This window comes from Streptomyces flaveolus (assembly GCF_044765825.1).
GTDB lineage: Bacteria > Actinomycetota > Actinomycetes > Streptomycetales > Streptomycetaceae > Streptomyces > Streptomyces flaveolus.
On the sequence record NZ_JBIWKU010000008.1, the window covers coordinates 121,837 to 147,328 of the forward strand.

At 74.2% G+C, this 25,492-nt stretch carries 21 protein-coding genes; 17 read left to right on the forward strand and 4 right to left on the reverse strand.

Annotated features, from left to right (window positions below; genetic code table 11):
• Window positions 1-351: 351 nt before the first annotated feature.
• The 4 genes from ACIRG6_RS24180 to ACIRG6_RS24195 all read left to right on the forward strand — a co-directional run bounded on the left by ACIRG6_RS24180 (window position 352) and on the right by ACIRG6_RS24195 (window position 5,645).
• Window positions 352-1,092, forward strand: a complete 741-nt coding sequence (locus ACIRG6_RS24180) for a beta-phosphoglucomutase family hydrolase (RefSeq protein WP_364681472.1) — start codon at window positions 352-354, stop codon at window positions 1,090-1,092.
• Window positions 1,089-3,443 (forward strand): glycoside hydrolase family 65 protein, encoded by a 2,355-nt coding sequence (locus ACIRG6_RS24185; RefSeq protein WP_364681470.1) that lies wholly within the window; start codon window positions 1,089-1,091, stop codon window positions 3,441-3,443. The genes ACIRG6_RS24180 and ACIRG6_RS24185 overlap by 4 nt, the downstream gene beginning before the upstream one ends.
• Window positions 3,444-3,614: 171 nt before the next feature.
• Complete coding sequence (locus ACIRG6_RS24190) at window positions 3,615-5,090, forward strand: hypothetical protein (RefSeq protein ID WP_403324550.1); 1,476 nt, start codon at window positions 3,615-3,617, stop codon at window positions 5,088-5,090.
• Window positions 5,091-5,159: 69 nt separating this feature from the next.
• Window positions 5,160-5,645: a DUF5709 domain-containing protein gene (locus ACIRG6_RS24195; protein WP_364681466.1), complete on the forward strand. Its 486-nt coding sequence runs from the start codon at window positions 5,160-5,162 to the stop codon at window positions 5,643-5,645.
• 96 nt (window positions 5,646-5,741) lie between these two features.
• On the opposite strand, the gene ACIRG6_RS24200 is transcribed toward ACIRG6_RS24195, so the two are convergent.
• Window positions 5,742-5,963 carry a hypothetical protein gene (locus ACIRG6_RS24200; protein WP_350726659.1) on the reverse strand — a complete coding sequence of 74 codons (222 nt, stop codon included), beginning with the start codon at window positions 5,961-5,963 and terminating at the stop codon, window positions 5,742-5,744.
• A gap of 205 nt (window positions 5,964-6,168) precedes the next feature.
• Here ACIRG6_RS24200 and ACIRG6_RS24205 point away from each other — a divergent pair, with 205 nt between their 5' ends.
• Entirely contained in the window at window positions 6,169-8,442 is a 2,274-nt protein-coding gene (locus ACIRG6_RS24205; protein ID WP_403324551.1) for an MMPL family transporter, read from the forward strand.
• Here ACIRG6_RS24205 and ACIRG6_RS24210 read toward each other — a convergent pair.
• The gene (locus ACIRG6_RS24210; RefSeq protein WP_364682407.1) at window positions 8,414-9,523 is read right to left on the reverse strand and encodes a PP2C family protein-serine/threonine phosphatase; all 1,110 of its coding nucleotides are present in this window, start codon (window positions 9,521-9,523) and stop codon (window positions 8,414-8,416) included. The two genes, ACIRG6_RS24205 and ACIRG6_RS24210, sit on opposite strands and share 29 nt — an antisense overlap.
• A 437-nt stretch (window positions 9,524-9,960) precedes the next feature.
• On the opposite strand from ACIRG6_RS24210, the gene ACIRG6_RS24215 reads away from it, so the two are divergent.
• The 3 genes from ACIRG6_RS24215 to ACIRG6_RS24225 all read left to right on the forward strand — a co-directional run bounded on the left by ACIRG6_RS24215 (window position 9,961) and on the right by ACIRG6_RS24225 (window position 11,580).
• Window positions 9,961-10,719: an SDR family NAD(P)-dependent oxidoreductase gene (locus ACIRG6_RS24215; RefSeq protein ID WP_364682409.1), complete on the forward strand. Its 759-nt coding sequence runs from the start codon at window positions 9,961-9,963 to the stop codon at window positions 10,717-10,719.
• Between the two features lie 26 nt (window positions 10,720-10,745).
• Window positions 10,746-11,117, forward strand: a complete 372-nt coding sequence (locus tag ACIRG6_RS24220; protein ID WP_403324648.1) for a MerR family transcriptional regulator — start codon at window positions 10,746-10,748, stop codon at window positions 11,115-11,117.
• A gap of 115 nt (window positions 11,118-11,232) precedes the next feature.
• Window positions 11,233-11,580, forward strand: a complete 348-nt coding sequence (locus ACIRG6_RS24225; RefSeq protein ID WP_403324649.1) for a hypothetical protein — start codon at window positions 11,233-11,235, stop codon at window positions 11,578-11,580.
• Between the two features lie 6 nt (window positions 11,581-11,586).
• Here ACIRG6_RS24225 and ACIRG6_RS24230 read toward each other — a convergent pair whose 3' ends face one another.
• The gene (locus ACIRG6_RS24230; protein WP_403324552.1) at window positions 11,587-12,471 is read right to left on the reverse strand and encodes a Gfo/Idh/MocA family protein; all 885 of its coding nucleotides are present in this window, start codon (window positions 12,469-12,471) and stop codon (window positions 11,587-11,589) included.
• 429 nt (window positions 12,472-12,900) lie between these two features.
• On the opposite strand from ACIRG6_RS24230, the gene bdeA reads away from it, so the two are divergent.
• The 9 genes from bdeA (at window position 12,901) to ACIRG6_RS24275 (ending at window position 24,450) form a co-directional block, all read left to right on the forward strand.
• Window positions 12,901-13,812: a bis(hydroxyethyl) terephthalate hydrolase gene (gene bdeA, locus ACIRG6_RS24235; RefSeq protein WP_239769265.1), complete on the forward strand. Its 912-nt coding sequence runs from the start codon at window positions 12,901-12,903 to the stop codon at window positions 13,810-13,812.
• A gap of 228 nt (window positions 13,813-14,040) precedes the next feature.
• A complete protein-coding gene (locus tag ACIRG6_RS24240) occupies window positions 14,041-16,761 on the forward strand; it encodes a helix-turn-helix transcriptional regulator (RefSeq protein WP_403324553.1) in 2,721 nt (906 codons plus the stop codon).
• Window positions 16,762-16,878: 117 nt separating this feature from the next.
• On the forward strand, window positions 16,879-18,147 hold the full coding sequence (locus ACIRG6_RS24245; protein ID WP_318215804.1) for a helix-turn-helix domain-containing protein: 1,269 nt from the start codon (window positions 16,879-16,881) through the stop codon (window positions 18,145-18,147).
• A 450-nt stretch (window positions 18,148-18,597) separates the two neighbouring features.
• A complete protein-coding gene (locus ACIRG6_RS24250; protein WP_350723414.1) occupies window positions 18,598-19,380 on the forward strand; it encodes an ABC transporter ATP-binding protein in 783 nt (260 codons plus the stop codon).
• Complete coding sequence (locus tag ACIRG6_RS24255; protein WP_350723416.1) at window positions 19,377-20,177, forward strand: ABC transporter ATP-binding protein; 801 nt, start codon at window positions 19,377-19,379, stop codon at window positions 20,175-20,177. The genes ACIRG6_RS24250 and ACIRG6_RS24255 overlap by 4 nt, the downstream gene beginning before the upstream one ends.
• Window positions 20,174-21,070: a branched-chain amino acid ABC transporter permease gene (locus ACIRG6_RS24260; protein WP_364682416.1), complete on the forward strand. Its 897-nt coding sequence runs from the start codon at window positions 20,174-20,176 to the stop codon at window positions 21,068-21,070. The genes ACIRG6_RS24255 and ACIRG6_RS24260 overlap by 4 nt, the downstream gene beginning before the upstream one ends.
• Window positions 21,063-22,208: a branched-chain amino acid ABC transporter permease gene (locus ACIRG6_RS24265; RefSeq protein WP_364682418.1), complete on the forward strand. Its 1,146-nt coding sequence runs from the start codon at window positions 21,063-21,065 to the stop codon at window positions 22,206-22,208. Before ACIRG6_RS24260 ends, ACIRG6_RS24265 begins: the two co-directional genes overlap by 8 nt.
• Entirely contained in the window at window positions 22,205-23,485 is a 1,281-nt protein-coding gene (locus tag ACIRG6_RS24270) for an ABC transporter substrate-binding protein (protein WP_364682420.1), read from the forward strand. The genes ACIRG6_RS24265 and ACIRG6_RS24270 overlap by 4 nt, the downstream gene beginning before the upstream one ends.
• A gap of 146 nt (window positions 23,486-23,631) precedes the next feature.
• Window positions 23,632-24,450: an SAM-dependent methyltransferase gene (locus ACIRG6_RS24275; RefSeq protein WP_318215809.1), complete on the forward strand. Its 819-nt coding sequence runs from the start codon at window positions 23,632-23,634 to the stop codon at window positions 24,448-24,450.
• 102 nt (window positions 24,451-24,552) lie between these two features.
• Here the strand turns inward: ACIRG6_RS24275 and ACIRG6_RS24280 are convergent, their stop codons facing one another.
• On the reverse strand, window positions 24,553-25,473 hold the full coding sequence (locus ACIRG6_RS24280) for a helix-turn-helix domain-containing protein (RefSeq protein ID WP_403324650.1): 921 nt from the start codon (window positions 25,471-25,473) through the stop codon (window positions 24,553-24,555).
• Window positions 25,474-25,492 lie beyond the last annotated feature (19 nt).

The following is a 25,492-nucleotide window of genomic DNA, read 5'->3' on the forward strand; positions in this document are numbered from 1 at the left end:
GCCGGACGCACGTTCACGCGTCGGTCTTCCACTCCGCGGCGCTCGACCCGGCAAGGGACGATTCCGGCCTCATCGTCGCGCCGGCGCCGGAGGCACCGGCGGGCGGCCGCGCCACGCGTCCGGCCGCCCCGCTGACGCCGCCCGGCGCTGTGACGAGTACGCCGGGAGCTGCTGCCCGTCGACCGCCGTCCGTGGGGCTGTGGGCTGTCGTGCGCGGCGGGTGCCGCGGTGCCGCGGAGCCCTCGGCGTGAGCGGCTGCGTCCGCCGGGGGCGGCCCCCTTCCATAGCGTCGCTCACCTTGTGGCACGTACCACCCGATGGGACGCGCCCCGGCGGGGAACTGTGTCGGGTATGACGACGCAGCTCGGACTTCCCGACGACATCCAGGCATGCCTCTTCGACCTCGACGGGGTCGTCACCCGGACGGCGGTGGTGCACGCCGCTGCCTGGAAGGAGACGTTCGACGCTTTTCTGCGGGAGCGGGACGGCGCGGACTTCCGCCCGTTCACCGACTCCGACTACGACGAGTACGTCGACGGCCGCCCCCGCGCGGACGGTGTACGCACCTTCCTCGCCTCCCGGGGCATCGAACTGCCCGAGGGCAGTCCCGACGACCCACCGGACGCGCAGACGGTCAACGGGGTCGGCAACCGCAAGAACGAGCTGGTCCTGGAGAAGATCCGCACCGAGGGCGTCGAGGCGTACGACGGCACCCTGCGCTACATCGACGCGGTCCGCTCGGCCGGGCTCGCCACCGCGATCGTCTCCTCCAGCGCCAACACCGTGGACGTGCTGCGCTCCATCGACGCCGAGCACCTGTTCGACGTACGGATCGACGGCGTGGTGGCGCGCGAGCGGAAACTGCCGGGCAAACCACGTCCCGACACCTTCCTGGCCGCCGCCCGCGACCTCGGCGTCGAGCCGTCCCGCGCCGCCGTCTTCGAGGACGCCCTCGCCGGCATGGACGCCGGCCGCTCCGGCCACTTCGGCTACGTCGTCGGCGTCGACCGCGTCGGCCAGACCGACGCCCTGTACGCCCACGGCGCCGACCGCGTCGTCAAGGACCTCGCCGAGCTGGGAGGCCACGCGTGATCACCAACCGGACCTACGCGGTCGAGCCCTGGTCGGTGCGCGAGACGGAGCTCAACCTCGACCTCCTCGCCCAGAGCGAGTCGGTCTTCGCCCTCTCCAACGGGCACATCGGCTGGCGTGGCAACCTCGACGAGGGAGAACCGCACGGCCTGCCCGGCAGCTACCTCAACGGCGTGTACGAACTGCACCCGCTGCCCTATGCCGAGGCCGGCTACGGCTATCCCGAGTCCGGGCAGACCGTCATCAACGTCACCAACGGCAAGCTGCTGCGCCTGCTGGTCGACGACGAGCCGTTCGACCTGCGCTACGGACGGCTCGTCAAGCACGAACGCATCCTGGACCTGCGGCGCGGCGTGCTGGAGCGGTTCTGCGAGTGGACCTCACCGGCCGGCTCGACCATCCGGGTGCGCTCCACCCGGCTGGTCTCCCTCACCCAGCGGGCCATCGCCGCCGTCGAGTACGAGGTGGAACCCGTCGACAGCCGGACCCGGGTGGTCATCCAGTCCGAGCTCGTCACCAACGAGAGCCTGCCCGGCTCGGACGGCGACCCGCGCACGGCCAAGGCGCTGAAGTCCCCGCTCGAACCCGAGGAGGACCTGGCGCTCGGCCCCCGGCTGCGCCTGGTCCACCGCACCCGGCGCAGCGGCATGAGGGTCGCCGTGGCCGCCGACCACATCGTCGACGGCCCCGAGGAGACCACCACCAGCAGCGAGAGCAACGAGGACGTGGCCCGCCTGACCATCACCTCCGTCCTGGAGCCGGGCCAGCGGCTGCGCGTGCAGAAGACGGTCGCCCACGGCTGGTCCAGTGCCCGCTCCCGGCCCGCGATGAGCGACCAGGTCGAGGCGGCGCTGGCCGCCGCCGCGCAGCGCGGCTGGGACGGACTGGTGGCCGAACAGCATGCCTACCTGGACGACTTCTGGGCCCGGGCGGACGTCGAGGTGCACGGCGACGAGGAGGTCCAGCAGGCCGTCCGCTTCGCCCTGTTCCACGTGCTCCAGGCCGGCGCCCGCGCCGAGCAGCGGGCGATTCCGGCCAAGGGGCTGACCGGTTCCGGATACGACGGACACGCCTTCTGGGACACCGAGATGTTCGTCCTTCCCGTGCTGACCTACACCGAGCCCAAGGCCGTCGCCGAGGCGCTGCGCTGGCGCCAGGACACCCTGCCCGCCGCCCGGGACCGCGCCGCCCAGCTGGGACTGCGCGGAGCGGCGTTCCCGTGGCGGACCATCGACGGCTCCGAGGGTTCCGCGTACTGGCCGGCCGGCACGGCCGCCTTCCACGTGGGCGCCGACATCGCGCACGCGGTGGTGCGGTACGTGGCGGCGACCGGTGACACCGACTTCGAACGGGACACGGGCCTGGAGCTCCTGGTGGAGACCGCCCGGCTGTGGCGGTCCCTCGGCCATCACGACCACCACGGCGTCTTCCACATCGACGGCGTCACCGGCCCCGACGAGTACAGCGCCATCGCCGACGACAACACGTACACCAATCTCATGGCGCGCTCGAACCTCCTCACCGCCGCCGACGCCTGCGAACGCCATCCCGACCACGCGTCCCGGCTCGGCGTCGACGACGAGGAGAGCGCGGCCTGGCGGGACGCCGCGGAAAGCGTGCACATCCCCTACAACGACGAACTGCGCGTCCACGAGCAGCACGCCGGCTTCACCCGCCACCAGCGCTGGGACTTCGCCAACACCGGCGCGGACCAGTATCCGCTGATGCTGCACTTCCCCTACTTCGACATCTACCGCAAACAGGTCATCAAGCAGTCCGACCTCGTCCTGGCGATGTACACCTGCGGCAACTGGTTCGACGCGCACTGCGACGAGGACCAGATCGCCCGCAACTTCGCCTACTACGAGCCGCTGACCGTGCGGGACTCGTCCCTGTCCGCATGCTGCCAGGCCGTCGTCGCCGCCCAGACGGGTCATCTGCGCCTGGCCTACGACTACGCCGCCGAGGCCGCCCTGATGGACCTGGCGGACCTGGAGCACAACACCCGCGACGGGCTGCACATCGCCTCCCTGGCCGGGACGTGGATGGCGCTGGTCGCCGGCTTCGGGGGCACCCGCCGCGAGGGCAACAGCCTCCGCTTCTCGCCGCGGCTGCCCGAGAAGTTCAGCAGGCTGGCCTTCCGGCTCCAGTTCCGCGGCCGCTCCGTGAGCGTGGAGATCGAGGCCGACAAGGCGACGTACAAGCTGCTGACGGGCGACCCCCTGACGATCCATCACCACGGAAGGCCGGTGCTCATGAACGGGGACGGACCCGTCACCCTCCCCGTCCCCGCCCCCGAACGGCGCCCGACCCCCGAACAGCCCCCGCACCGCCGCCCGAACGCCCACTGACCGGCCGGACGCGCCGGACCGGACGGACCGCGCGACCGGCCGTATCCCGCCTGCGCATCCGTGGCGTGCGGGTTAGTTTGACCTTGATTTCCGGAGTGCCGGGCTCCCGCCATCGGCGGCAGGAGGCGAGGTTCGAGCGGCCCCGCGGGCGGCGGGGGTGAGGGGTGCACGATGGCCGACGGCGCCGGCCCCCTGCTCACCGGCGGACGGCGAGGCGAGGGGAGGACGTCCCGCGCCTCCCGGCGCCTGGGCGGTGACGCCCCGCTCGCCGCGGTGGCCGCCGCCTTCACCCTGGCCCAACTCCTGCTCGTACGCCCCGGCCTCGGCCTCGGCTGGGACGAGACGGTCTACGTCAGCCAGGTCACCGCGCACCACCCGGCCGCCTTCTTCAGCGCCCCGCGCGCCCGCGGGGTCTCCCTGCTGGTGGCGCCCGTCGCGTCCTGGTCGTCGTCCAGCGAGCTGCTGCGCGTCTACCTCGCCGTGCTCTCCGGGGCCGGCCTGTACCTGGGGCTGCGGGCGTGGCGGGGCCTGTTCCCGGTGAGCGTCCTGGCCACCGCCGGCGGGTTCTTCGCCACCCTGTGGGTGACGCTCTTCTACGGTCCGCAGGCCATGCCCAACTACTGGGTCGCGATCGGCGCCCTGATCTGCGTCGGCTGCTTCCTGCGGGCCCGGAGCGAACGGCCCGCGCCCGGGGCCCCGTGGGGGGTGGTGGCCGGCGCCGCGCTCATGGCGTGGATGCGGCCCACCGACGCCGTCTGGGTGATCCTGCCCCTGCTGGTCCTCGCCCTGGTCCGCCGGCACGGGCGGCTGCTGCTCGCTCTCGTGGGGGGCCTCGCGGCCGGGGGAGTGGAGTGGGTGATCGAGGCGTACGCCTGGTACGGAGGGCTGGGGGAGCGGCTGGAGGAGGCCTCCCGCATCCAGGGCGGACTCGGCCTCCAGATCGCCGTCGACGACCAGCTGCGCAGCCTGGGCGGACGTGCCCTGTGCCGCCCGTGCACCGGGTCGATGCCGCCCCCGGTGATCACCCTGTGGTGGTTCCTGCTGCCGGTCGTCGCCCTCGCCGGACTCGCCGTCGCCGTGCGGGCCCGGCGCACCGTGCGGACTCTGGTCCCGCTCGCCTGCGCCGCCACGGCCGCCGTGCCGTACCTCTTCCTGATCGGCTACGCGGCGCCCCGCTTCCTCCAGCCCGCCTACGCCCTGCTGGCCGTCCCCGTCGCCGACGCGCTCCGGCACCTGGCCCGCACACCCCGAGGCCGCCGGCGGCCCGTGGGCGCGCCGCTGGTCGCCCTCGCGCTGGCCGGGCACCTGGCGGTGCAGCTCGTCGTCCTCGTGCACACCGTGGACCGCACCGCCGAAAGCCGCGAGGACTGGGCCCGCACCGCCGGCGCGCTGCACCGCCTCGGTGTCCGCCCGCCCTGCTTGCTCACCGGCCACGAGGCCATCCCGATCGGCTACTACACCGGCTGCTCCTCCGGCGCGACCGGCGGCAACAACGAGAACACCACGGTCGCCGAGATCCTGGACACGGCCCGCCGGATCCCCGTCGCCGCCATCACCGCACCGGGCGGCACCCCGCCTGCCTACGCCCGCTCCTGGACCCCGTACCGCATCGGTGACCTGAACATCCGCGTCGCACCTCCGGGTTAAAGATCGCGAATCGGGAAACGCGAACCGGACACCGAACGACCGAGCCGACGCAGCGCAAGGGAGGCAGCGATGGGCACGGACCCGATGGCCGACGACGTCTACCAGCCCACCGGAAGCAACGAGGAGCAGGAGGACGCCGCGCCCCTCGACCTCCAGGACGCCGTCGACGAGCGGGACTACGACGAGACGCTCGACGAGGGCTACTCCCCGCCGGAGAAGCCCCTCGGCGTGACCAAGCACGGCACCACGGCCGCCGAGCAGCACGACGGCGAGACCCTGGACGAACGGCTGGCCCAGGAGGTGCCCGACGTGTCCGCGCCCGACGGGGACGGGGTGGGCGACAAGCCCGGAGGCGAGGGCGAACCGGTCGACCCGGAGGCCGGCACCGAACGCTCCGGCCGCCTGGTCGCCCCCGACGAGGGCGTACGCACCGACACGACCAAGGAGACGGTCGCCGAGGACGTGGGCATCGACGGAGGAGCCGCCGGTGCGGAGGAGGCCGCCATGCACGTCGTGGAGGACGAGACGGTGCTGCCCGACGGCGAGGAGCGGTAGCGGGACCGAACCGGGGGGGGGGGGGGGGGGGGGGGGGCGCCGGCGGGGGGGGCCCCCCGCGCGGGGGGGGGGGCCCCCCCCCCCCCGGCGGTTCGGTCAGGGCAGCAGCTTGTCGAGGGCGGCAGGGCCCTCCTCGGCCAGCTTGTTCCTGGCCCATTCGAGGTTCTTCGGGGTGAGGTCCCGGCCGGCCGCGAGGACGATGTCCTCGGGGGACACCTCCGTGCCGGTACGGATGTGGAGCCGGTCGTCCGGAGTGGCGCGGTCCTCGTTCGCGCGGACTTCGGACTCCCGGGAGGCATCGGACTCTGACGTGGACATATGGCTGCTCCTCGGTCCGGATCGCTGCTTCGGTGCCGGTGCTCTGCTATCGGTCCCGACTATCCCGATAACACCATTCAATGCCGGAGCGCCTCCCGCATCCGGAGGGGCCGCGTGAGGCCTGAGGCCTCGAGGTGCCGCACCCGTCGACGCGTCGTCTAATGGGACGCATCGAGCAGTCCGCCCGGCAGAAAAGGGCACACGCATGGCAGGCAGCCGTACCGGCGCCGGGGGGCGAGGGACCGGGGGCGGAGCGGGCGGCCTGCGCCGGTGCGGCGAGTGGTGCGCCCGGCACGGAGCCATCGTCGTCGTCGCGTGGCTCGCCGCCCTGGTGGCCCTCCAGTTCGCGGACCGCTCCTTCGGCGGGGACTACTCGGACAACTTCACCCTGCCCTCCTCCCAGTCGCAGCAGGGCCTGGACGTCCTGGAGCGGCACGACCCCGCGGCCGGCGGCTACAGCGCCCAGATCGTCGTGCACGAGGCCGACGAGCCGCTGACCTCGCTCGGCTCGCAGATGGCCACCACGGTGGCCGACCTGCAGAAGCTGCCGCACGTCCTGTCCGTGCAGAACCCGCTCACCGCCACCCCCGCCTCCGGCTCGTCGTCCGGTCCGAACGTGGGCCCTCTGTCCACGGACGGCCGCACCGCCTACCTCACGGTCCGCTTCGACATCCAGCCCTCTCAACTCGGTGACGGCTACCTGCACGGGCTGGACGACTCCGTACAGCCGCTGCGCGCGGCCGGCGCCCAGGTCGAGTACGGGGGGACGCTCGGGGAGCTGGCGCGCCCGGCCGCCGACGACCGGGTGAGCGAGCTGATCGGCTTCGGCGTCGCCATCGTCGTCCTGCTGGTCGGCTTCGGCAGTGTCCTCGCCGCCGTCGCCCCGCTGGTGACCGCGCTGATCGCGGTGGTCGGCGGCCTGGCCTGTCTTGGCCTGCTCGCCGCGGCGTTCACCTTCGCCACCGTGTCACCGACCCTGGCCACCATGATCGGACTGGGCGTGGGCATCGACTACGCCCTGTTCCTGATCACCCGGCACCGGCAGAACCTCATGAACGGCGCCGACCCGGTGCGGTCGGCCGGACACGCCACCGCCACCAGCGGCCGGGCCGTACTCGTCTCCGGCTGCACGGTGATCGTCGCGCTGCTGGGCCTGTACGCGTCCGGGGTGTCCTTCATCGGCAAGCTGGGCATCGCCGCCGGGGTGACGGTCGTCTCGGCCGTCCTCGGCGCGCTGACCCTGGTGCCCGCCCTGCTCGGCCTCCTCGGCCGGCACATCGACCGGCTGAAGGTGCGCCGTCCCGTCGCCGAGACCGACGCGGAGCCGGGCACGGAGCCGCACGGCACCTGGCACCGCTACGCGCAGCGGGTGGAACGACGGCCCTGGCACTACCTGGCCGCCGGAGTGGCCGTGCTCGTGGTGCTGGCCGTCCCCTTGTTCTCCCTCCAGCTCGGCCACGTCGGGGACGGCGCCGACCCCACCACCTTCACCGACCGCCGGGCGTACGACCTGATGACCGACGCGTTCGGACCCGGCTCCAACGGCCCGCTGACCGTCGTCGTCGACCGGAGCGGCGTACCCCAGGCACAGCGCTCGGACCTCGCCTCCCAGGTCACCAAGAGCCTCGGCGACGTGCCCGGCACGGCCGCGGTCACGCCCGTGACGCCGACCCAGGACGGTGACGTCCTGCTCGCCACGGTCTACTCGAAGCAGTCCCCGCAGAACGCCGCCACCACGGACCTGACCAACCGCCTGGTCGACAGCACCCTGCCGGACGCGGTCGCCGGCACGGACGCCAAGGGCTACGTCACCGGCACCACCGCCGCTCAGGCCGACTTCCGCGACATCGTCGCGGCGAGGCTGCCGCTCATCATCGGCGTCGTGGTCGCCCTGGCCTTCCTGATCATCCTGGCCGTCTTCCGCGGCCCGCTGGTCGCCCTGAAGGCCGCCGTCCTCAACGTGCTGTCGATCGCCGCCTCCTACGGCGTCGTCGTCGCCGTCTTCCAGTGGGGCTGGGGCGGCCCCGCGCTCGGCGTCTCCGGCACCGTGCCCATCGAGAGCTACGTCCCGATGATGATGTTCGCGATCATCTTCGGACTGAGCATGGACTACGAGATCTTCCTGCTCTCCCGCGTGCACGAGGCCTGGCTGCGCACCGGGGACGCGAAGGGCGCGGTGGCCCACGCGCTGGAGATCACCGCGCGGGTCATCACCTGCGCGGCCCTGATCATGGTGAGTGTCTTCGCGGCGTTCGTCGTCAGCGACAACATCGTGGTCAAGATGCTCGGCCTCGGCCTGGCCGTCAGCGTGCTCATCGACGCCACCGTCGTACGCCTGCTCCTCGTACCCGCCGTGATGACCCTGCTGGGGACCCGTGCCTGGTGGACACCGCGGTGGCTCGACCGGATCCTGCCCCACATCGACGCCGAGGGGGAGCACCGACGGAACCTCAGCGCGCGGGCGGGGGCGAAGGAGTGAGGACGAGCATCGTGACGTCGTCGTCCACGTCCGGGCAGAAGCCCACGAGATCCGCCCAGACCCGTTCGGCGAGCGCGGCGGGCTCCCCGGCGGCCAGACCGGTCAGCCGGTCGGCCAGCGGATAGAACGCACCGCTGTCGTCCCTGGCCTCGACCACGCCGTCGGACGCGAGGAAGAGCCGGTCACCGGGGCGCAACGAGACCGTCCACGCCTCGATCGCGCCGGCGTCCGCCAGCCCCAGCCCGAGCGGTGTCCACGGCGGGACCTCCAGCTCCATGGCCCTCGTGCCGCGCAGCAGCAGCGGTGGCGGGTTGCCGCAGACGACGACGCGGACCTCCCGGGCGTCGGCGGAGAACTCCAGCAGCGCGGCCGTCGCGAACAGCTCGGCGTGCCGCGCGTCCGCCGAGTCCACCAGCAGCCTGCGGTCGAGCCGGGCGGCGACCGACACCAGGTCGGGCTCGTCGAGCACCGCCTCCCGGAACGCCCCCAGCAGCGAGGCGACCGTCCCGACCGCCGTCAGTCCGTGGCCCTGCACGTCGCCCATCACGGCCCGGACGCCGAAGGGGCCGTCCCGCACGTCGAAGAAGTCACCGCCCACCAGCGTCCCGCGCTGCGCCGCCCGGTACAGCCCCACGCAGCGCACCGTCCCGACCCGCTCGGGCAGCGGGGGCGCGACGGCGCGCTGGGCGGCCTCGGCGACGGTGCGCTCCAGATCCAGCTGGGCGTCGCGGCGGCTGCGCACGAAGGACACGAACACGCTGAGCACGGAGACGAAGACGATGGTCAGCAGGTCGGTGTTGCCCGGCCGGTTCAGCTGGAAGGCCGGGACGTTCAGCAGCGCGACCACCACGCCGCCCAGCGCCGCGGTCGCCAGCGGGCTGTACGACAGCACGGCCAGCGGCGGAATGGCGCCCAGCAGGAAGCCGACGTCGAGCGGATCGTGGCTGATGAGCGTCGCCGCGCAGATCGCCGCGACCAGGACGAGCGGCAGCGCCCGTACCCAGCGGGGCGGCGGCGCCCCCCGCAGCCAGCCGCGCCGGTCCTCACTCCGGCGCGGCGGCACGACGGGCACTTTTCGCACACCACCACGCTCCTACGCCGCGCCGCCCGGCGCACGCCGGGAAGCGTGCCGGCCTCCAGAACGCGGTGAGCGTCAGCCGGATCCCGGTGGGCGCCGTGTCCTCCTCAGGGCCGCTCACCTTCCTGCCGGACGGCCTCGGCCTGCTGACCGGCTCGGACTGCGCGCACCCCGACAGCCGACCGGGCCGCCGCCCCTCCTACCGACAGGCCGTGGCCGAAGGCTCGCTCCCCGCCGGCCGGGCACCGGACGACGGCGTCGGCGCCCCCTCTCCACGGACGGCGTGCCGACGGACACGGTGTCCCGCACCTCGGGGGCCTGTACCGGGTGGAGGCGGACGGGAGCGGCGGGGGCACGGAGCGACCGCCGCCGTGCCGCACGCTGACCGGCGGCCCGACACGTTGACCCTGCCGCTGACGGCAGGGTTGCACGATGACGGCATGGACTTCAGCACGACAGGAAGCAGCAGGGTCGTCGTCGTCACCGGAGCCGGTACGGGCATCGGCCGGGCGACCGCCCGTGCCTTCGCCGCCGAGGGGGCCCACGTGGTCGCCGTCGGACGGCGCGGTGAACCACTCGCGGAGACGGCGACCGGGCACGAGCGGATCACACCGCTGCCCGCGGACATCACCGTCCAAGGGGAACCCGAACGCATCGTCCAGGCCGTGACGGAGGCGTACGGCCGACTGGACGTGCTGGTCAACAACGCCGCCGTCGTGCACAGCGGCGCCCTCGGCACACTGAGCGCGGAGCTGATCACGGCTCAGCTCGACACGAACCTCGTCGCCCCCGTCCTGCTGGCCCAGGCCGCGCTGCCGTCGCTGGAGGCGTCCGGCGGTGTGATCGTCAACGTCAGTACGTCGGTGGGGCAGCGGGCCTGGCCGGGCAGCTCGGTCTACGCGGCCACCAAGACCGCCCTCGAACTGCTGACGCGCAGTTGGGCCGTCGAGCTGGCTCCTCGCGGCATCCGGGTGGTGGCGGTCGCCCCCGGCGCGATCGACACCCCCATCGGGGAGCACCAGGGCCTCACGCCGGAGCGCAGGGCCGCGGTGCGGCGGTGGCAGCTCGCGCACACCCCGCTGGGCCGGATCGGCCGGCCCGAGGAGGTGGCCTGGGCGATCACCCGGCTCGCCGAACCGGCCGCGTCCTTCGTCACCGGCGTCGTGCTTCCGGTCGACGGCGGGGCGGTCGTGGCGTGATAGGCATGGCCCGGGAGGTGCGACGGGTGCGGATAGGTGAACTGGCCAGGGCAGCCGGGACGACCGTTCGGGCGCTGCGGCACTACGAGGAGGCCGGGCTGATCTGCTCCGAGCGGGCGCACAACGGCTACCGTGTCTACGACGAGCGGGCGGTGGTCCGGGTCCGCAACATCCGCCACCTGCTGTCCGTCGGACTCACCCTGGACGACGTGCGCGTGTTCCTGCCGTGCCTGGACGGCGACGTGGCCGCGGCACCGCCCTCGGACAAGGGCCTGCGGGTGGCACGGGAACGGCTGGCGGTGCTCGACGAACGCATCGCGGCCCAGACCGAGGTCCGCGACCGGCTGGAATCCGCGCTACGGCAGCAGGCGGGCCGTCGTGTCCGGCCGGTGGCCTGACCGGCCGTCAGGCGATTCCCTCCCCGTGCCGGGCCCGACGCCCTCCCGCCCCGTGCCGGTGCCGGGTGGCATGCCGGCCGGCAGGGCGGTCGACGGCACGGACGGCGGAGGCGACATGGGGTTCGAGGGCGACGTCTGGCGCGTGCGCGACCGGACGACGGGGGCGGACGTCGGGGAGATCGTCGTCGACGACGCGGACTTCCCCTGGCTCTCGGGCCGGTTCAGTCCCGGTCCGGCGTTCGGCGCCGTCCGGGACCTGTTCGCCCGCGAACTCGCCCTGGCCGAGCGGGACGACGCCGGCCACTGGGAGGAGTGGGAGGCCGTCCACGCCCGGATCGGAGCGCGCGTGTCGCCGGCCTCGCCCGACGGCCCGGTCGCCGGGTTCCTCCTGCACATCGAGGGGGAGCGGGCCTGGTTCCGGTGGAGCGAGTCACCGTTGGGAACGAAGGACGCCGACGGCTGACCGGCGTCACCGTCCGTCGCCGAGCAGCGCTTCGGCCCCGGCGAGGATCTCGGTGACCCGGAGACCGAACACGGCGTCGCACGGATGCGGACGCCCGGTGCGCGCGGCGGCCAGCAGAGCGTCCACGGCCCGTTGCAGAGCGGGCACCGGACCCTGCGAACTCTCCGGCATCAGCGTCACCCCGGTACCGCCCCGCAGCTCCACCGCGGCGCCCGCCGCGGCGGGCGGTGCCGTCAGGCTGAGCGTGAGCGTGCTGGACGTCCCGCCGGCGTGGTCGAGGACCAGATGGACGGTGTCGCCGGGACCGGGCACGGCCGCCGCCACCTGCCGTACGTCCCCCAGGACCGGCAGCAGGACGGACAGGGCGTGCGGGCCGACGTCCCACAGGGCGCCCTTCTCACGGCGCCACGGCGAGCGCGCGAACGGGCTGTCGCCGCCGAACACCGCGCCGAGCCACTGCGCACGCGCCGTGAACCACTCGCCGGCCTCGGCCTGTTCGGCGATCCATGCCTCGGTCTCCGGCTGGAACCGGGTCGTGAAGAAGACGACGGAGGCGACACGGGCCTCCCGCACGGCCTCGACCACCGCCCGCCCCTGCGCCACCGTTGTCGCGAGCGGCTTGTCCAGCAGCAGATGGCACCCGGCACGCGCCGCGCGCACCGCGAGCTCGGCCTGCACGGCCGGCGGCAGCGCCACGGCGACGGCCTCCACGTCGGCGAGCAGGGCGTCGACGTCGTCGTAGGCGCGCGTGCCGTGCCGCTCCGCCAACTCCTTGGCGGCCTGTGGCCGGCGCCCCCACACGCCCACGAAGTCCACGTCGTCGTGCCCGTCCAGGGCCGGCGCGTGCGCCATGTCCGCCCAGGGACCGGTACCGAGCAGTCCGATACGCATGCCGCCGCCTTTCCGAGGTGCCCGACCCGACGCCGGCCGGCGCACACCGCCGCCCGGCCGACGCCGAGCGTGGCACACGCACCGGGTGCCCGCGCAAGCCCTCGGCCGAGGAACACGACGCGCTCGCCCCCGGCGGGTACACCGGCTCGCCCCGGCGGCACACCGGCCCCCGGTGACAGGTCGAGGCATCCCCGCACCGGTGCGCACATCACTCCCGGCAGAACCAGGCACCCGCCCCCCCCGGCTCCCCGCGCCCCACGAGACCGGTGATTCTGCCGATCCCCTCCGCCGCCACGCCCGTCGACAGTGGCACCGCCAGCTCATCGGCGAAGCCCGCCCGGCGGATGTCCCGGGACGCGACCCCACGTGTCCCGGGCCGTGTGCGACCACCGGCCGGGCGACTCGCCACGACAGAGAGGACGACTCGTCGTGCAGCAGAACCCCCACACCCCCGCCGCCCCCCGCGCCACGCGGCGGCGGCTGGCCGGTCTCACGGCGGCACTCGCCGCCGTCGTCGCGCTCAGCACCCTCACCGGCCCGGGCGCCCACGCCGCGGACAACCCGTACGAGCGCGGCCCGGCGCCCACCACCTCCAGCATCGAGGCACTGCGCGGCCCCTACGCGGTGTCGGACACGAGCGTCTCCTCCCTCACCGTCACCGGCTTCGGCGGTGGCACGATCTACTACCCGACCAGCACCAGCGACGGCACGTTCGGCGCCGTCGTGATCGCGCCCGGCTTCACCGCGTACGAGTCCTCCATCGCCTGGCTCGGTCCGCGTCTGGCCTCGCAGGGCTTCGTCGTCTTCACCATCGACACCCTCACCACCCTCGACCAGCCCGACTCCCGGGGACGGCAGCTGCTCGCCGCGCTGGACTACCTCACCGAGCGCAGCTCCGTGCGCGGGCGGATCGACAGCAGCCGGCTCGGCGTGATGGGCCACTCGATGGGCGGCGGCGGCACGCTCGAGGCCGCCAAGTCCCGGCCCTCGCTCCAGGCCGCCATCCCCCTCACCCCCTGGAACCTCGACAAGACCTGGCCCGAGGTCAGCACCCCGACCCTGATCGTGGGGGCTGACGGCGACACCGTGGCCCCGGTCGCCTCCCACTCCGAGCCCTTCTACTCCAGCCTGCCCTCCACCACGGACCGCGCGTACCTGGAGCTGAACGGCGCGACCCACTTCTCGCCGAACACGTCGAACACGACGATCGCGAAGTACAGCATTTCCTGGCTCAAGCGCTTCATCGACAACGACACCCGCTACGAGCAGTTCCTGTGCCCGCTGCCGCGGCCCAGCCTGACCATCGAGGAGTACCGGGGCAACTGCCCGCACAACTCCTGACCCTCCACCGCACGGTCCGGCGGCGGTCGCGCGCACGACGCGACCGCCGCCGGCGCGCTGTGCCCCCGCACGGTCGCAGGCCGCGCGCACTGGGCAACCGCACAGCCCTGTCCCGCCCGTCCCACGAGGGAACCGCTGGTGGGACGGCCGACACCCGGCCCAGCCGGTGCGCGGCGGGCGTGGACCGATGGCTTCCGCCTCAGGTTACGCGCGCGTAACCTCCCGGGAATGACCGGAGAGACGACCGTACGTACGGCCGCGCGGATCCACGGCCGCGGCGCGCAACGGCGCGCGGTGGAGGCGCTGTTGGACGGACTGCGCACCCGAGCCGGCCACCTGGTGGTGACCGGGGAGCCCGGGCTCGGCCGCACCACCCTCCTCCAGTGGGCCGCCCACGCCTTCACGGCCGGTCCCGTACTGCGCCTCGACGCCCGGACGGACCGGTGCGCACCGCTGCGGGCCGAGGAACTGCTCGCCACTCTGCGGACGGCGGCCGGCGACGGCCCGCTGCTCGTGTGCGTGGACGACGCGCACCTGTGGGACCCGCCGGACCGGGCCGCCCTGGGCCGCGCCGCCGGGCGCCTGCACCCGGCGGGCCGGATCGGCCTGCTCCTCTCCGTGGCCGGACACCGGGCCGTGGACCCGGAGTTCGTCCACCTGCCCGCCGTACGCCTGGACCCGCTGACGCCGCCGCAGGCCGACGCCCTGCTGGACGACGCGACCGACGGCACCGCCGACCCGGCCGTGCGCGCCCGTCTGCTGGCCGAGGCGGAGGGCAACCCGGCCCTGCTGCTCGCCCTGGTCCGCCGCCTGTCGCCCGCCGAACTGCGCGGGCACCGGCCACCGCCCAGACCCCTGGCCGACGCGGGCACCCTGCAGGACGTGGCGGGCGAGGCCCTGTCGGGGCTGCCGCCGGAGGCACGGGACCTGCTGCTGACGGTGGCGGCGGCCGCCCGGGCGTCGGACGCCCCGGACGTCGACGCGGACCTCGTCCTGGACGCCGTAGGGCACCTGCGGCCCGCCACCGCGCCCGCGCCGCGCCTGGAACCGGTGCCCGCACTCCTCGCGCTCGCCGAGGGCCGGCTCCGCTACCGCAGCCCGCTGGTCGGCCGCACCGTCCACGCCACCGCCGCACCGGACCGCCGGCACGCGGCCCACCGTGCGCTGGCCCACGTCCTGGAGGCCGCCGGGCAGCGGCTCCCCGCGCTGCTGCACCACGCCTGGTCCCTGACCGGCGCCGGTCCCGCGCCCGCGCTCGCCGACCGGCTCGCGGCCCGGGCCGCCGACGGGACCGGCGCGCCGCACCGGCTGCGCGCGACGGCGTACGCCCGCGCCGCCGAGCTGTCGGCCGACGGCCCGGACCGGGCGGAGCGGTACACGGCCGCGGCCGAGCAGGAGCTGCTCGCCGGCCGGCCGGACCGCGCGCGTCCACTGCTCACCACGGCCCGGAGCTGTGCCGCCCCCGCCGTGGTGCGGGGACGGGCCGAGCTGGTGCGCGGGCTGACGGAACTGCGGGACGGCCCCGTCGGCGACGCGCACCAGTCCCTGCTGCTGGCTGCGTCCCTGCTCGCCGCCGACGCCCCCGACCAGGCCGCGGCCGCCACCCTGGCCGCCGCCGACGCGGCCTGGGCGGCCGGCGACCTGCCGTCCTGCCTGGCGACCCTCGGCCCGGAACCACCCCTGCCCGACCGGCGCCCCGGACAGCCGGCCCCGCCCCCCGACCCGGTGCGCGACCACCGCGTCGGCATGAGGGCGCTGCTCGAAGGACGGCTGGACCGCGCGGTCGTACCGCTCGGCCACGTCGTGGAACGCGCCGGGACCGAGGAGCGTCCCGAGGCCCTGCTGCGGGCGGCGGCGGCAGCGCTGCTCCTGGGCGAGGTGGACGCCGCACGCCGGGCCGGGGCACGGGCCCTCGCCGCCGCCCGGCACCTCGGTTCGGACACGCTGGTCCCGCAGGCACTGGAGTACCTCGCCTACGCCGAGCTGCGCGCCGGCCGGCACCCGCAGGCCCGTGCCCACGCCGAGGAGGGCCTGCGCACCGCGCTGCGGGCCGGGCAGCGCAACACGGCCGCCCACCACCGGGCGGTACTGGCCCTCGCCGCGTCGATCGAGGACGAGCCGGACGACGTCGCCCGGCATGTAGCAGCCGCGCTGGCCACCGCCCGCCGGCACGGACTCGCCCAGGCGGCCACCCTGGCGGAGTGGGCGACGGCCCGCGCCGACCTCGGGCGCGGCCGTCCCTTCGACGCCGCCGACCGGCTCGGCCTCCTGGTCCTGCCCGGGCCCCGGCGCGGGCACTTCGCGGTGTGGCGGCTCGCGGTGCCCTGCTTCGTGGAGGCCGCCGCCCTCGCCGGCCGGCACGCGGACGCCCGCACGCTCCTGACGGACTTCGCCGGCTGGGCGGCCTTCGGTGCCGATCCGCAGGCCGCCGCCCAACTGGCCCGCTGTCACGCCCTGCTGGCACCGCCGGAGGACGCCGACGAGCTGTACGGGCGCGCGCTCGCCCGGCACGACGAGGCGGGCGGCGACTTCGAACGGTCCCGCACCGCCCTGCTGTACGGGAAGTGGCTGCGCCGGCGACGCCGGCCGCGCGAGGCCCGCGACCGCCTCGGCACCGCGCTGGCCGGCTTCGAACGCTGCGGCGCCGGCGTCTGGGCCGAGCAGGCGCGCGGCGAGCTGCGGGCGCTCGGAGCCGCCTCGCACGGCTCCGCGCCCGCCGGCCCACTCACCCGGCTGACCCCGCAGCAACTGCGCATCGCCCGGCACGTCGCCGAGGGCGCCACCAACCGGGAGGTCGCGCTGACCCTCGCGGTGAGCACCCGCACCGTCGACTACCACCTCCGCAAGGTCTTCGCGGCCCTGGGCGTACGGTCCCGGCTGGAACTGGCGCGCGTGGTCGAACAGGCGGAACAGGGGGAACGCGCCGAAAAGACCGGTGCACAACCCTAGGGACCGACCAGACGGTATGCCATCCTTCGGGGCAGGACGAGTCAGGGGGCAGGCCGGACGCGGGCGGACGGCCCGCGGCGGGTCTCCTCCGTAAGCCCTGGCCTGGGGAGGACCGCGATGCAACACGCCGTACGGTCACGAGCAGCGATCCGCACCGCCGGACTGACGCCCGTTCCGCGCCCGCGGACACCGAGCGTCGCCTCGCTCATGGACGCCGACGCCCTGCGCGTCCTGCACCGGGCGGCCCGCGGGCTGCTCGATGACCTGCCGGGGCTGACCGACCGGCTGGTGGCGCTGCTGCGGGAGCAGGAACCGGCGTACCGCGCCGCCCTGGCGAAGGACCCCACCGCGACCTGGCAGGAGGCGCACCGCTCGCTGCGGCACAGCGTGACCTCGCTGCTCGACCCGCGGGGCGCCCGGGACGCGGCCCGCCGCTGCTCCTGGCGGATCGGCACCACCCGCGCCGAACAGGGGCTGCCGCTGGACGCCCTGCTGCACGCCTTCCGCCTCGGCGGCTCCCTGGTGTGGCAGCGGCTGGTCGAGGAGACCTCCCGCACCGCCCCCGAGGACGTCCGGCTGCTGGTGCACGTGGCCGCCGACGTGTGGAACTTCGTCGACGAGCACTGCACGCTCGTCGCGGACGCCTACCGGCAGACCGAGTGGCAGCTGAGCCGGCGCCGGGAGAACAGGGCCCGGATGCTGGCGGCCGGTCTGCTCGACGGCACCAGCCGCATCGCCGACCTGCCCGAGGCCGCTCAGGCGCTGGATCTGCCGGAGCAGGGCCGGTACGTCGTCGTCGCCGTCACCGGCGTGAACCCCGCGCGTTCCGCCGCCGCCCGTGCCGCCCTCGTGCCGGACGGGACGCGCGTCCACTGGCACACCGGGGCGGAGGTGGACTACGGCATCGTCCTGCTCGGCGCCGGGGACGACGAACTCCCGGTGCCGGGCGACGGCGTTCCCGGCCTGCGGGTCGGCGTCGGCAGCCCGGTCGAGGGACTGGCCGCCGTCGGCGAAGCGCGCGGGCTCGCCGACACGGCCCTCGGCATCTGCCCCGAGGCCGGCGGCACCGTCCGGCTGGCCGACCACCTTCCCGCCGCCCTGGTCGTGGCCGGCCCCGACCTCGGCCGGGCCCTCGCCGACAGGGTGCTCGGTCCGCTGCTGCGGCTGGAGCCCGCCGACCGGGACGTCCTGCTGGACACCCTGACGACGTGGCTCGACTGCGACGGCTCGGCGCAGCGGGCCGGCGAACGTCTCTACTGCCACCGCAACACCGTCCTCAACCGGCTGCGCCGCTGCGAACAGCTGACCGGCCGCTCCCTGGCCCGCCCGGCCGACCTCGTGGAAATCACCTTGTCCCTGACCGCCCACCGAGTCCTCCCGACCTGACCCCAAGCCACCACACGGCCCCACGGCACCCGCCCGCGCCGCTGCCCCAGCTGCGGGGCGGCGCGCGGGTGGGGCGGCGCGGGGCCGCACCGCTGCCCTGGCTGCGGGCAGTCGTGCCGCTGGGGCGGCACGGGTGGGCGCGGCGGCACCCCGGCAGCGCCGGGCCACGCGACCCACCCCCGGCCCGCACCCACGCCGGTCACCCACCCGCGCCGGGCCGCATGACCCGGCCCGCACCCACCCCGGTCACCCCGCACCGCCGGGCAGCGCACCCACGCCGCACCCCGTCCCACCGGCAGCGGTGGGCATCCGCACAGACTCCCCGCCCCCGGACTGGGACGCCGCAGCGACCCACCCCGCACCCCCTGTACGCGCCCCGGCCCTCGTGTTGTGGTGAGCGCCCCTTCCCCCGTCACCGTGCCCCTCCCGGCACGGTCCTCAGGAGCCGCGATGCCCGCAGCACCACCGGACGGTGAGCCCGCCCTGCACGTCGAGAGCCTCGACGTGACGTACGGGCGCGCACTGTCCGCTCTCCGTTCCGTGTCCCTGACCGTCCCGCACGGCGGCGTCGTCGCGCTGCTCGGTGCCAACGGCGCCGGCAAGACGACCCTGCTGCGCGCGGTGTCGGGCACACTGCGCCTGCACCGCGGCGCGATCACGGCCGGCCGGGTCCGCTACGGCGACACGGCCCTCGACGGCCGCGACCCGGTCGCCGCCGTACGCGCCGGAGTCGTGCAGGTGCCCGAGGGCAGGCGGGTGTTCGCCGGACTCACCGTCGACGAGAACCTGCGGGCAGGCGGCCTCGGCCTCTCCCGGCGCGCCCCGGCCCAGGTCCGCGAGGCCCGGGACCGCGTCTTCGCCCTCTTCCCCCGGCTCGCCGAACGCACCCGCCAGGCCGCGGGCCTGCTGTCCGGCGGCGAGCAGCAGATGCTGGCCATCGGACGCGCCCTGATGGCGGCGCCCCGCCTGCTCCTCCTCGACGAACCCTCCCTCGGGCTCGCCCCGCTCATGGTGGACCGGATCGCCGAGGTGGTCCGCGAGATCAACACGCAGGGCACCGCAGTCCTCCTGGTCGAGCAGAACGCCGGCATGGCGCTCTCCCTGGCCGACCACGCCCACGTCCTGGAGGTCGGCGAGATCCGCCTGTCCGGCCCCGCCGGCGAACTCGCGCGGACCGACGCCGTACGCCGCCTCTACCTGGGCGAGACCGCCGACGACCAGGGGGCGGCGTGACCACCCGTACCGCCGCACCCCCCGCGCTCGAGGTCCGCGACGTGACCGTGCGCTTCGCCGGCCTCACCGCCCTCGACGACGTCTCCTTCACGGTCGACCCCGGCACCGTGCACGCCGTCATCGGACCCAACGGCGCCGGCAAGTCCACCTGCTTCAACGTCCTGTCGGGCCTGTACCGGCCCGCCACCGGCACCGTACGGCTCGGCGACGCCGAGCTGACCCGGCTCGCCCCGCACCGGATCGCCGCCCTCGGCGTGGCCCGCACCTTCCAGAACATCGTCACCACCCAGGGCACCGTCGCCGACAACCTGATGCTCGGCCGCCACGCCCTGACCCGCGCCGGCTTCGCCGCCAGCGCCCTGCGCCTGCCGCGCGCCGTGCGCGAACAGCGCGAACACCTCGCCAAGGCCCGGGAGATCGCCGAACTCACCGGGCTCGGAGCCCACTTCGACTCACCCGTCGCCCTGCTCTCCTACGGCGACCGCAAGCGGGTCGAACTCGCCCGCGCCCTCTGCCTGGAGCCCCGTGTGCTGCTGCTCGACGAACCCGTGGCCGGCATGAACGCCGCCGAACGCGTCCGGATGACCGAGGTCGTCCGGGAGGTCCGCGCCGAACTCGGCCTGTCCGTGGTCCTGGTGGAGCACGACATGGGCCTGGTCATGCGCCTCGCCGACGACGTCACCGTCCTCGACTTCGGCAAGGCCATCGCCCACGGCACCCCGGACGAGGTCCGGCGCGATCCCGAGGTGCTGCGCGCCTACCTGGGCAGCGGCACCACCGGGGAGGACGCGGCATGAGCGGCTTCCTCGACAACCTGCTGAACGGCCTCGCCCTCGGCTCGGTCTACGCCCTGATCGCGCTCGGCTTCGTCACCATCTTCAAGGCCTCCGGCGTCCTCAACTTCGCCCACGGCTCCCTGCTGCTGCTCGGCGGCTACCTCGTCGCCGTCCTCCACGACGACCTCGGCTTCGCCGGCGCGCTGGCCCTGGCCGTCGTCGTCACGGCCGGCGTGGCCGGCGCGCTCGACCGCCTGCTCCTCCAGCGCGGGGAGCAGGACGCCCACGGCGCCCATGTGCAGACCATCGTGACCATCGGCATCGACATCGTCCTGGTCACCGACCTGGCCCGGCGCATCGGCGGCGACCTGCTGCCCCTCGGCGACCCCTGGGGCGACGCGGTGACCGACCTGGGGCCGGTGACCGTCGCCGACAGCCGTGTCGCCGCGATCCTGGTGTCCGCCGTGGCCATCGCGGGCGCCTTCGCCCTCTTCCGGTTCACCCCGTGGGGCCTGTCCCTGCGCGCGGCGGCCGAGGACGCCGAGGCCGCCGCCCTCATGGGCGTACGGCTGACCCGGATACGCACCGTCGCCTGGTGCCTGGCCGGCGGCCTCGCCGCGCTCGCCGCCGTCTTCCTCGTCGCCTTCCCGGCGCCGGGCCTGGAGCGCACCACCGGGCAGATCGCCCTCAAGGCATTCCCGGCCGCCATCCTCGGCGGCATGGCCTCCCCGGTCGGCGCCCTGGTCGGCAGCATGCTGATCGGCCTCACCGAGGCGTTCGTCGCCGGCTACCAGTCCGATCTGCACGTCCTCGGCGAGGGCTTCGGCGACGTCGCCCCGTACGCCGTGATGGTGCTGGTCCTCCTGGTCCGCCCCGCCGGGCTGTTCGCGGCGAAGGGGGCGGCCCGTGTCTGACCTCCTCAAGGCGAACGGCCTCCTCAGGCGCGGTCCCCTGCTCCTGACCGCCCTCCTCCTGTGCGCCCTGCCTTTCTACCTGGACGCCTTCTGGCTGCGCATCGGCCTGTTCTCGATCGCCGCGGCCATCGGCGCCGTGGGCCTCGGCCTGCTCAGCGGCACCGCCGGGCAACTCTCCCTCGGCCACGCCTTCTTCCTCGCCGTCGGCGCCTACGGCTACGTATGGCTGGCGGGGGAGCCCGGACCGGGGCTGCCGCCGGCGCTCGCCGCGGTCCTCGCGGTCCTGCTCGCCGGAGCCGCGGGCGGACTGTTCAGCCCCGTCGCCGCCCGGGTGAAGGGCATCTACCTGGGCGTGGCCACCCTCGCCCTCGTCTTCCTCGGCCACCACGTCCTGCTCACCGCGGACTCCGTCACCGGCGGATTCAACGGCCGCTCGGTGCCGCCGCTGGAGCTCGGCGGGTTCACGTTCGCCGCGTCCGACCCCGAACTGACGGTCCTGGGCGTGCCGTTCGGCGCGGAGGAACGGCTCTGGTACCTGGGCCTCGCCCTGTTCGCCGTCACCTGGTTCACCGCGCGCGGGCTGCTGCGCGGACGCCCCGGGCGCGCCCTGGTGGCCCTGCGCGACAGCGAGACGGCGGCGTCCGTGATGGGCGTCCACGTGGCGAAGTACCGCTCGGCGGCGTTCGTCGTCTCCTCGATGTACGCGGGCCTCGCCGGCGTGCTGCTGGCGCTCTCCTTCCGCCGCGTCGTGCCCGACTACTTCTCCCTCGCCCTCTCCGTCGACTACCTCGCCATGATCGTCATCGGCGGCCTGGGCTCCGTCGCCGGGGCCACCGCCGGGGCCGTCTTCGTCACCGCGCTGCCCCTGCTGATGACGCGCTACGCCGACCAGCTCCCCCTGGTCGCGACCCCCGGCTCCGGCGACGGCTCGATCGGCCCCACCGAGGCCGCCCGCTACCTCTACGGCGCGGCGATCGTCGTGATCCTCCTCTACGCCCCCGACGGCCTCCACGGCCTGGCCCGCCGCACCCGCGCCCGGCTGCGCCGCCGGCCCCCGGTCACCGACCCTCCCGACGCCGGGCCCACGCCCCGGACCACCTCTGCCACCACCGCACGAGCCAAGGAGCACACCCCGTGAACGTCACGCACCCCAGGCCCCGCACCACCCGGACCGCCGCCCTGGCCGCGGCTCTGGCCGCCGTGCTGCTCGCGGGCACCGCCTGCAGCTCCAAGGCGGACGGCGGGAGCACCGACGACGGCGCCGACGGCGTCAAGGCCGGCCCCGGAGTCAGCGACAAGGCCATCAAGCTGGGCGCCCTGACCGACCTCACCGGCCCTTACGCCACCCTCGGCAAGAGCATCGTGCAGGCCCAGCAGATGTGGGCCGACGAGACCAACGCCGCGGGCGGCATCTGCGGACGCAAGGTGGAGATCGTCGTCAAGGACCACGGCTACGACGTGCAGAAGGCGGTCACCGCCTACGCCGACATCTCCCCGGACGTCGTCGCCCTGCCCCAGGTCATCGGCTCCCCGGTGGTCGCCGCCCTGCTCGACGACATCGAACGCGACCACATGCTGACCTTCCCGCAGGCCTGGGCGGCCTCCCTGCTGGGCAAGGACTCCGTCCAGGTCCTCGGCACCACCTACGACCTCGACATGATCGCCGCCGTGGACTTCCTGACCCGTACCAAGAAGGTCGCCAAGGGCGACACCATCGGCCACGTCTACTTCGAGGGCGACTACGGCGCCAACGCGCTGGAAGGCTCGACGTGGGCCGCCGAGAAGGCCGGGATGAAGGTGGCCGGCCAGAAGATCAAGGCCACCGACACCGATCTGTCCGCGCAGGTGTCGGCGCTCGGCAAGGCAGGCGTGAAGGCCGTCCTGATCAGCGCCGGCCCCGCCCAGACCGCCTCCCTCGCCGGCGTGGCCGCCTCCAAGGGCCTGACGGTGCCGATCGTCAGCAGCGCGCCGGGGTACGCCCCGCAACTGATGAAGACGCCCGCGGCGAAGGCGCTGGAGGCTATGGTGCACGTGGTCAGCGCGGCACCGGCCGTCAGCTCGGACCTGCCGGGCGTCCAGAAGATGGTCGCCTCCTACGGCAAGAAGTACCCCGGCTCACCGGTCGACTCGGGCGTGCTCTCCGGGTACAACGCCGCCCAGCTGATCGGCGCCGATCTGAAGAAGGCCTGCGAGGGCGGCAGCCTCACCCGCGAGGACGTGGTCAAGGCGCACCGTTCGCAGCACAACGCCGACACCGGCCTCGGCACGCCGCAGAACTTCACCGACGTCTCCGCGCCCGCGAGCCGCTCCACCTATGTGCTGAAGCCCGACGCCAAGGCAGCCGGTGGCCTGGTCGGCGTCGAGGAGGCCCACCAGGCACCCGGGGTCGACGCGTACCTGGCCGAACGCGGCTGACAGAACTGAGGGACCGTCAAGTAGTGCTGCCGACAGCCGCCTTGGCGGTCCCTCGGTCCGACCCCTGGTTCGTCCGACCTCCGGGTCCCTAGGATGTACTCTCTGTCATGCCAGTGCAGTTGGCGCGGTACGGAGCTGGGGGAAAGATGCAAGCCGACAAGCAGCTGTCCACGGAGATCGACGCCAACGTGCCAACGGCCGCACGTATGTACGACTACTACCTGGGCGGCAAGGACAACTACGCGGCCGACCGGGCGGCGGTCGGGGAACTCGACAAGGTCGTCCCCAGTACCCGTCGGCTGGCCCTGAACAACCGGCGCTTCCTGCAGCGCGTCGTCAGGACCCTCGCCGAGGACTACGGCATCCGCCAGTTCCTCGACCACGGGTCCGGCCTGCCCACGCAGGACAACGTGCACACCGTCGCCCAGCGCGTCGACCCGAAGTCCCGCGTCGTGTACGTCGACAACGACCCCATGGTGCTGGTCCACGGCCGTGCCCTGCTCGACCAGAACGACCAGACCGCCGTCATACACGCCGACATGCGCTCGACCGAGGAGATCTTCTCCCACCCGGAGACGCAGCGCCTGATCGACTTCTCGCAGCCGGTGGCGGTGCTGTTCAACTCGGTGTTCCACTGCATCCCGGACAGCGAGACCGACGGGCCGAAGGCCGTGATACGGCGCGTGACCGAGCGGCTCGTGCCCGGCAGCTACGCCGTGATCTGCCAGCTGGTCAGCGAGGACGCCGAGGTACGGAAGTTCGTCACCGATTTCATGAACCAGGCGACGCAGGGACACTGGGGCCGGGTCCGCGAGCCCGAGGACGTCGAGTCGTTCTTCGAGGGCATGGACATCCTGGAGCCGGGCCTGGTGGAGGTCTCCACCTGGCGGCCGGACACCGAGGTGGCTCCCCGTCAGCTCACCGACGAGTGGATCGAGTTCGGCGGCCTGGGCCGCATTCGCTAGCCGGCACGGAACGAGGGCCGTGCGCGACGGCGGAGACGCGGCGCACGGCCTGCTCGCTGCCGGGCAACTCCGTGCTCCGTCACTCCACTCGTTCTCGCCCGCTCACTTCGCGGCGTAACGCCCCGACACCGTCTCGGTCAGCATCTTCAGCGACTCGCGCGGCGTCAGCGCCTCGTCGGCCAGCCGGTCCAGGGCGACCCGGTACTCCTCGGTCTCGTCGAGGTCCTCGAGGAAGTTGGCGCTCTTGATGTGCTCCAGGTAGACCACGTCGGGCAGGTGGCTGCCACCGAAGCGCAGATAGGTCACCGGGATCGCGGGCGCCGACGCGTTGGTCACGTCGAGCGGCACGATCTGCAGCGTCACGTGGGCCAGCCGTGCCATCTCCACGAGATGCTCGAGCTGTTCCCGCATGACCTCTCGGCTGCCCAGCACACGCAGCAGCACGGACTCGTCGATGATCGCCCACAGCTGCGGCGCGTCCGCGCGGCGCAGCAGCTCGGCCCGGCGCATGCGCAGCTCGACCCGTCGCTCGACCTCCGAGGCCGGCGCGTTCGGCAGGCCGCGCTCGACCACGGCACGGGTGTAGGCCGCGGTCTGGAGCAGGCCGGGAACGTACTGGATCTCGAACGTCCGGATGGTCGACGCGGCCTCCTGGAGGCCGACCAGGCGGTCGAACCACTCGGGCATCAGGCGCTTGTCGTACCGCTGCCACCAGCCCGGCTCGCCGGCGCGCTGCAACAGCTTCAGCAGCACCGATGCCTCGTAGTCGTCGGTGCCGTAGCGGTCCAGCAGCGCACGGACGTCGTTCTCCGTGGGGGGCCTGCGGCCCTTGCCCGACTCTATGCGCGACAGCTTCGCCGGGCTGAACCCCAGCTCCCGCGCCGCCTGGTCCTGGGACAGGCCGGCGTCCTCGCGGAAACCCGCCAGCTGCACGCCGACGAGCATCTTCAGCAGGGTGGGAGCCGGCTCGGTCCGGTCCAGATAGGGTTCGAGACGGGAGATGCGGGGCGACGCGGCGGACATCCTGACTCCCAGCAGACCG

What these genes read in the sequence shown, in the direction of transcription:
- ACIRG6_RS24180 (WP_364681472.1), top strand. Translation starts at nt 352, where the DNA reads ATGACGACGCAGCTCGGACTTCCCGACGACATCCAGGCATGCCTCTTC.
- ACIRG6_RS24190 (WP_403324550.1), top strand. Translation starts at nt 3,615, where the DNA reads ATGGCCGACGGCGCCGGCCCCCTGCTCACCGGCGGACGGCGAGGCGAG.
- ACIRG6_RS24195 (WP_364681466.1), top strand. Translation starts at nt 5,160, where the DNA reads ATGGGCACGGACCCGATGGCCGACGACGTCTACCAGCCCACCGGAAGC.
- ACIRG6_RS24200 (WP_350726659.1), bottom strand. Translation starts at nt 5,963, where the DNA reads ATGTCCACGTCAGAGTCCGATGCCTCCCGGGAGTCCGAAGTCCGCGCG.
- ACIRG6_RS24205 (WP_403324551.1), top strand. Translation starts at nt 6,169, where the DNA reads ATGGCAGGCAGCCGTACCGGCGCCGGGGGGCGAGGGACCGGGGGCGGA.
- ACIRG6_RS24215 (WP_364682409.1), top strand. Translation starts at nt 9,961, where the DNA reads ATGGACTTCAGCACGACAGGAAGCAGCAGGGTCGTCGTCGTCACCGGA.
- ACIRG6_RS24225 (WP_403324649.1), top strand. Translation starts at nt 11,233, where the DNA reads ATGGGGTTCGAGGGCGACGTCTGGCGCGTGCGCGACCGGACGACGGGG.
- ACIRG6_RS24230 (WP_403324552.1), bottom strand. Translation starts at nt 12,471, where the DNA reads ATGCGTATCGGACTGCTCGGTACCGGTCCCTGGGCGGACATGGCGCAC.
- ACIRG6_RS24240 (WP_403324553.1), top strand. Translation starts at nt 14,041, where the DNA reads ATGACCGGAGAGACGACCGTACGTACGGCCGCGCGGATCCACGGCCGC.
- ACIRG6_RS24245 (WP_318215804.1), top strand. Translation starts at nt 16,879, where the DNA reads ATGCAACACGCCGTACGGTCACGAGCAGCGATCCGCACCGCCGGACTG.
- ACIRG6_RS24250 (WP_350723414.1), top strand. Translation starts at nt 18,598, where the DNA reads ATGCCCGCAGCACCACCGGACGGTGAGCCCGCCCTGCACGTCGAGAGC.
- ACIRG6_RS24260 (WP_364682416.1), top strand. Translation starts at nt 20,174, where the DNA reads ATGAGCGGCTTCCTCGACAACCTGCTGAACGGCCTCGCCCTCGGCTCG.
- ACIRG6_RS24275 (WP_318215809.1), top strand. Translation starts at nt 23,632, where the DNA reads ATGCAAGCCGACAAGCAGCTGTCCACGGAGATCGACGCCAACGTGCCA.
- ACIRG6_RS24280 (WP_403324650.1), bottom strand. Translation starts at nt 25,473, where the DNA reads ATGTCCGCCGCGTCGCCCCGCATCTCCCGTCTCGAACCCTATCTGGAC.